General features: G+C 71.5%; 7 protein-coding genes. 2 read left to right on the top strand and 5 right to left on the bottom strand.

Annotated elements, in window-relative coordinates; genetic code table 11:
- The coding region (locus IEZ00_RS06255; protein ID WP_229795151.1) for an SPFH domain-containing protein at positions 1–633 on the bottom strand (633 nt) is incomplete at its 3' end.
- Positions 634–754: 121 nt separating this feature from the next.
- On the opposite strand from IEZ00_RS06255, the gene IEZ00_RS06250 reads away from it, so the two are divergent.
- On the top strand, positions 755–1,216 hold the full coding sequence (locus IEZ00_RS06250; protein ID WP_189222091.1) for a GNAT family N-acetyltransferase: 462 nt from the start codon (positions 755–757) through the stop codon (positions 1,214–1,216).
- A 22-nt stretch (positions 1,217–1,238) separates the two neighbouring features.
- Here the strand turns inward: IEZ00_RS06250 and IEZ00_RS06245 are convergent, their stop codons facing one another.
- The 4 genes from IEZ00_RS06245 to IEZ00_RS06230 form a co-directional block, all read right to left on the bottom strand.
- The gene (locus tag IEZ00_RS06245; RefSeq protein WP_189222090.1) at positions 1,239–1,829 is read right to left on the bottom strand and encodes a class I SAM-dependent methyltransferase; all 591 of its coding nucleotides are present in this window, start codon (positions 1,827–1,829) and stop codon (positions 1,239–1,241) included.
- A gap of 68 nt (positions 1,830–1,897) precedes the next feature.
- The gene (locus IEZ00_RS06240; protein WP_189222089.1) at positions 1,898–2,557 is read right to left on the bottom strand and encodes a hypothetical protein; all 660 of its coding nucleotides are present in this window, start codon (positions 2,555–2,557) and stop codon (positions 1,898–1,900) included.
- On the bottom strand, positions 2,554–3,750 hold the full coding sequence (locus tag IEZ00_RS06235; RefSeq protein WP_189222088.1) for an AAA family ATPase: 1,197 nt from the start codon (positions 3,748–3,750) through the stop codon (positions 2,554–2,556). Before IEZ00_RS06235 ends, IEZ00_RS06240 begins: the two co-directional genes overlap by 4 nt.
- A gap of 24 nt (positions 3,751–3,774) precedes the next feature.
- On the bottom strand, positions 3,775–4,212 hold the full coding sequence (locus IEZ00_RS06230; protein ID WP_189222087.1) for a type II toxin-antitoxin system PemK/MazF family toxin: 438 nt from the start codon (positions 4,210–4,212) through the stop codon (positions 3,775–3,777).
- A gap of 90 nt (positions 4,213–4,302) precedes the next feature.
- Here IEZ00_RS06230 and IEZ00_RS36285 point away from each other — a divergent pair.
- A partial coding sequence (locus IEZ00_RS36285; protein ID WP_229795282.1) for a GTP-binding protein occupies positions 4,303–4,469 on the top strand: 167 nt, incomplete at its 3' end.

Raw genomic sequence — 4,469 nt, 5'->3', positions numbered from 1 at the left:
CACCCGCGCGGCGATCTCGATCGACAGCGTCTCGGTGATCTCGTCGGCGTTCTCGCGCAGCGACAGGCCCGCCTCGTCGTGGTTGTCGTACGGGTAGCTGGTGGCGATGTGCCGCACCGCGGTCTCGGTCTGGATGCCCACGAACCGCACGAAGTCGTCCACCTCGAACTTGGCCCGCGCGGTGTCGTCCACCTGCCACACCACGACCGCGGCGATCTCGATCGGGTTGCCGTCGGCGTCGTTGACCTTCAGCGTGGCGGTCTCGTGGTTGCGGATGCGCGTGGAGACCTTGTCCTTGGTGGTGAACGGGTTGGCCCAGCGCAGGCCGTCCTGGCGCACCGTGCCGGTGTAGCGGCCGAGGAACTGCAGCACCCGCGCTTCACCGGGCGCGACGGTGAACAGCCCGCCCAGCCAGACCGAGCCCGCGGCCAGCAGCAGCGCGCTGACCACGAGCAGCGGCACCGACGGGTCGGAGGGCTCGGGGAGCAGGGCGAGCAGGAGCGCCGCCACGCCCAGGGCGATCACCCCGATCCCGATCAGGAAGCCGGTGACCCCCGGCAACCCGGTCGCCTCGCGCTCCCGCACCGCGGGAGACGGCATCCGCACAACGGCCTCGGTCGTCGTCGCGCTCATGTCCCACCCCTGTCGAAGTCCCGGCGGCCGCCGTGGCCGCCTAGCAAAGTGATATCACTTTGCTAGGCGTCGGGGCAAGCCGCACGAGGCAACGCCGACGGCCCTCGCGCGTCCACGGGTAATGGGGAACATCGACATCAGGCCGCCCACCGCGGCCGACTCGCCGGAGGTAGTCGAGGTGCACGTCCGCGCCCGGCGCAGCTACTACGAGGGCCACCTGCCGGAGTCGGAGCTGGCGGAGTGGGAGGCTGCGGCGCGGTCCAGGGGCTACACCTTCGCCGGTGCCGACCTGATCTGGCTGTGCGCGGAGCTGGACGGCCGGATCGCGGGCTTCGCCCTGGCCACGGACGCCGGGGAGCTGCTGCAGCTCCAGGTCGACCCGGCGCGCTGGGAGCACGGCGTCGGCGACGCGCTGCACCGCGCGTGCGTCGAGGCGTGGCGCGGGCGCGGGGTGAGCACGGCGCACCTGGACGTGTTCGAGCCCAACACCCGCGCCCGCGAGTTCTACCGGCGGCGCGGCTGGCGCGAGGTCGGCCTCTCCGACGGCGAGCCGGTGCACGTGCGCATGGCGCTCGCGTTGTGACGGGCAGGCGCGCCCACCGCGATCAGGCCGTGCCGAACAACTGCACCGAGGGCGGGGTCAGGCCGCTGTGCTGCTGCAGCGAGGTCCGCACGTCGCCGAACCCGGCCTGCTCCGCCTCCTGGATCAGGGCGTACTCGGACACGTCGAGCTGCCAGCGCTGCACCGACACCAGCAGCCGCCCGCCCGGCCGCAGCACCCGCCGCAGCTCGTGGAACGAGGCGGGCCGGTTGTCCCACAGCTGGAGGTTGTCCACCGACACCACCGCGTCCACCGAGTCCTCGGCCTGCCCGGTGCGCGCGGCGGTGCCCTCGCGCAGCTCCACCCGGCCCGAGGCCACCAGGTCGGCGCAGCGCTGCCCGGCCTCGGTCAGCATCACCTGCGAGGGGTCCACGCCGATCGCCTTGAGCGCGCGCTCGCCCACCAGCCGCAGCCCCACGCCGGGACCGGGGCCGACCACCAGGACGACCTCCTGCGGGGTCGGCCGCAGCACATCCACGACGTGCTGCTCGACCTTCGCGTTCACCTTGGCCATGACCCGGCCGCCCAGCTCGCCCACCTTGCCGCGGGGGTGCCCGAACGCCAGGTCCAACGCCCTGCCCAGCTTGCTCGTCATGGCTCCAGGGCACCACCGCGGGCCGCGCGTCGCATCGGGGATGCCCCGGAGATCTCCCCTCGGGGCCGCTACAAGGGCGGGAGAGAGGTGATGTGCGCGCCCAGTTCCTGCCAGGAGACATTGGTGCCCGCCGGGGACGACAACTCCTGGAGCTCGGCCGCCTTGGCGAAGATCCGGGTCGCGTCGGACTCCCGGTAGCGAGGGCCGCCCCGGCTCACCTCGCGTGCCATCACCTGCTTCGGGTCGTGCACCTTGGCGGTGTCGCGCCCGAGGTACTTCTTCGGCACCTGCCAGGAGGAGCAGGTCGCCGCCACCGCTTGCGGGAACAGCAGCAGCCACGCCTCCACCTCCCACGTGGCGAGCACGTAACAGGCGTTCGGCATCCGCCTCGTCAGCGCGCCTTGCACGCGGTCGCGCACCTGCGCACGATCGGGCGAATCGATGGCGTCGAAGTCCTCGTGGACGAAGAAGGCGCCGATCGGGGCGCGTTCACGTGCCGCTCGCGCCTCCGCGAGCCGCACGAGCTTGTCCACCCGGTCCGCCAGGTTCTGCGGACTGGCCTGGCGGAGCCGCACCTGCTCGTTGATCTCGACCAGGCGTCCGCGCGCGTCCGGGTGTCCTGCCTCCAGGACGATGCGCAGGCAGTGCCGGTCGTTGCCGTCCTCGCCCGCCAGCACGATCACCGGCTTCTTCGTCGCTTTGATCGCGGTGCCGGAGCGCTTGCTCACAGATCGCCGCCCAGCGCCCCGGAGAACCACAGCTCTCCCAGCGGTAGGTCGTCGCTGGCTTGGACGATCCGGCGGATGTCGGCGGTCGACACCGCGGGGATGGCAGACGAGCCGTCCTCGCGGCGTTCGCAGACGACGAATTCTTCGGGGCGAAGGCGGTCGGCCAGGGCCGGGGAATGCGTCGCGATCAGGTACTGACTGCGCTCGCTCGCTTCCCGCAAGCGTTCCACCAGCATCTCCAGCGCCTGCGGGTGCAGGCCGTGGTCGATCTCCTCGACGCAGGTCAGCGCCGGGGGCTGCGGGTCGTACAGCAGGGCGAGCAGGCCGAGCAGGCGCACCGTGCCGTAGGAGGCGTCGACGAGCGGTGTCGGCCTGCGCAGTCCCCGTTCGTGGAGGACGACGGCGACTTCCCGCGTGCCGCTCGTGAAGTGCTCGAAGTCGATCGACTCCAGTTGGGGGAGCGCTTGGCGGGCGTCCTCCTGCAACCGCTCGAACGAGGTGGGATCGCTCCTGCGCAACATCAGCAGGAACGAGGCCAGGTTGCTCGCGTCGTCCTCCAGGTACTCGCGGTGACGGGGTACGCGCACCGGTCGCCTGGCCGCGGGCACGGCGACGTCGAACACCCGGAACGAGGCCAAGCGGTCGGCGACCGCCGACACCTCCTCGCCGCCCGCCTCGCCGTGCAGTCGGGGCAGCGTGGACAGCCCGCTGCTCAGCGACTTGATGCCGATGGAGCCCTCGGTGTCCTCCGCGCCCCCGGTGCCGACCACCGTGGCCTGCTGTCCGCTGATGGTGATGCGCCTGCCACGCCCCTGGGTCCGCTTGAACTGGAAGGTCTCCCGGCGCGACAGGACGTCGCCGCTGGACCTCCTGGACCTGGTGATGCGCAATTCGTACTCGTCGGGCGCGTTGCGGCTGCTGTGGGTGGTCCAAGTGGCCGTGGCCTTGATGCGGATGCTCGAAGGTGGCTTGTCGCCGCCGTGGAACACCACCTCGTCGAATCCGCCGCGGGCGTCGAGGGCCGGTTCGAGATCGGTGCGGATGATGTCCGCCAGGAAGTCGAAGACCTTGAGCACGTTGGTCTTGCCCGCTCCGTTGGGGCCGACCAGCACGGTGAGGTCGCCGAGGTGCAGGTGAATCTTCCGCAAGCTCCGGAAGTTCTCCACTTCGAGGCTGACCAGCCGCTTGTCCATGGCGGAACCCTAGCGACCGGCCGCTCAGCGCCAGCCGTGGCGCTCCCGCAGCGCGTCCACCACCAGCGAGAACCGCTCCGGCTCCAGCACCGAGCCCTCCCGCCGGATGTCGTCCTCGGCCAGTTCGAACACCCGGTCCAGCCGCAGGTAGGAGCGCCTGCCGTCGCGGTCCCACCGGCCCACGCCCAGGTCCAGGCTGTCGCCCGCCTCCCACCGGTCGGGCGCCCTGCTGGTCAGCATGAGGGCCAGCAGCGCCCGGCGGCGCCTGCCGACCACCAGCAGGGGGCGGTCCTTGCCCCGGCTCGGGTCCTCCTCGTAGGGCACCCACGCCCATACGACCTCGCCCGGATCGGCCAGGCCGTCCAGGTCGGGGGAGTACTCCAGGGTCGCCGCGGCGGCGGCCGAGTGGATCTCGCGGACCGCGCCCTTCGCGGGGCGGGGGTCCTCACCGTTGGCGTGCACCCGCGCAGCTTAAGGGCCACGCGGGACCTCCACCCCGCGCGACGTGAGATGATGAGGCGATCCCCCGTCCTTCTTGTGCGAGGAACCTGAGTGAGCACGTTCGCCGACCAGACGTTCACGCCTCCGGAGCTGATCCGGAACTTCTGCATCATCGCGCACATCGACCACGGCAAGTCGACCCTGGCCGACCGGATGCTGCAGCTCACCGGCGTGGTCGAGGCACGGGCCATGCGCGCGCAGTACCTCGACCGCATGGA

Source organism: Saccharothrix coeruleofusca (assembly GCF_014648515.1).
Lineage (GTDB): Bacteria > Actinomycetota > Actinomycetes > Mycobacteriales > Pseudonocardiaceae > Actinosynnema > Actinosynnema coeruleofuscum.
This window is presented reverse-complemented; position numbering and strand designations above follow the sequence as displayed.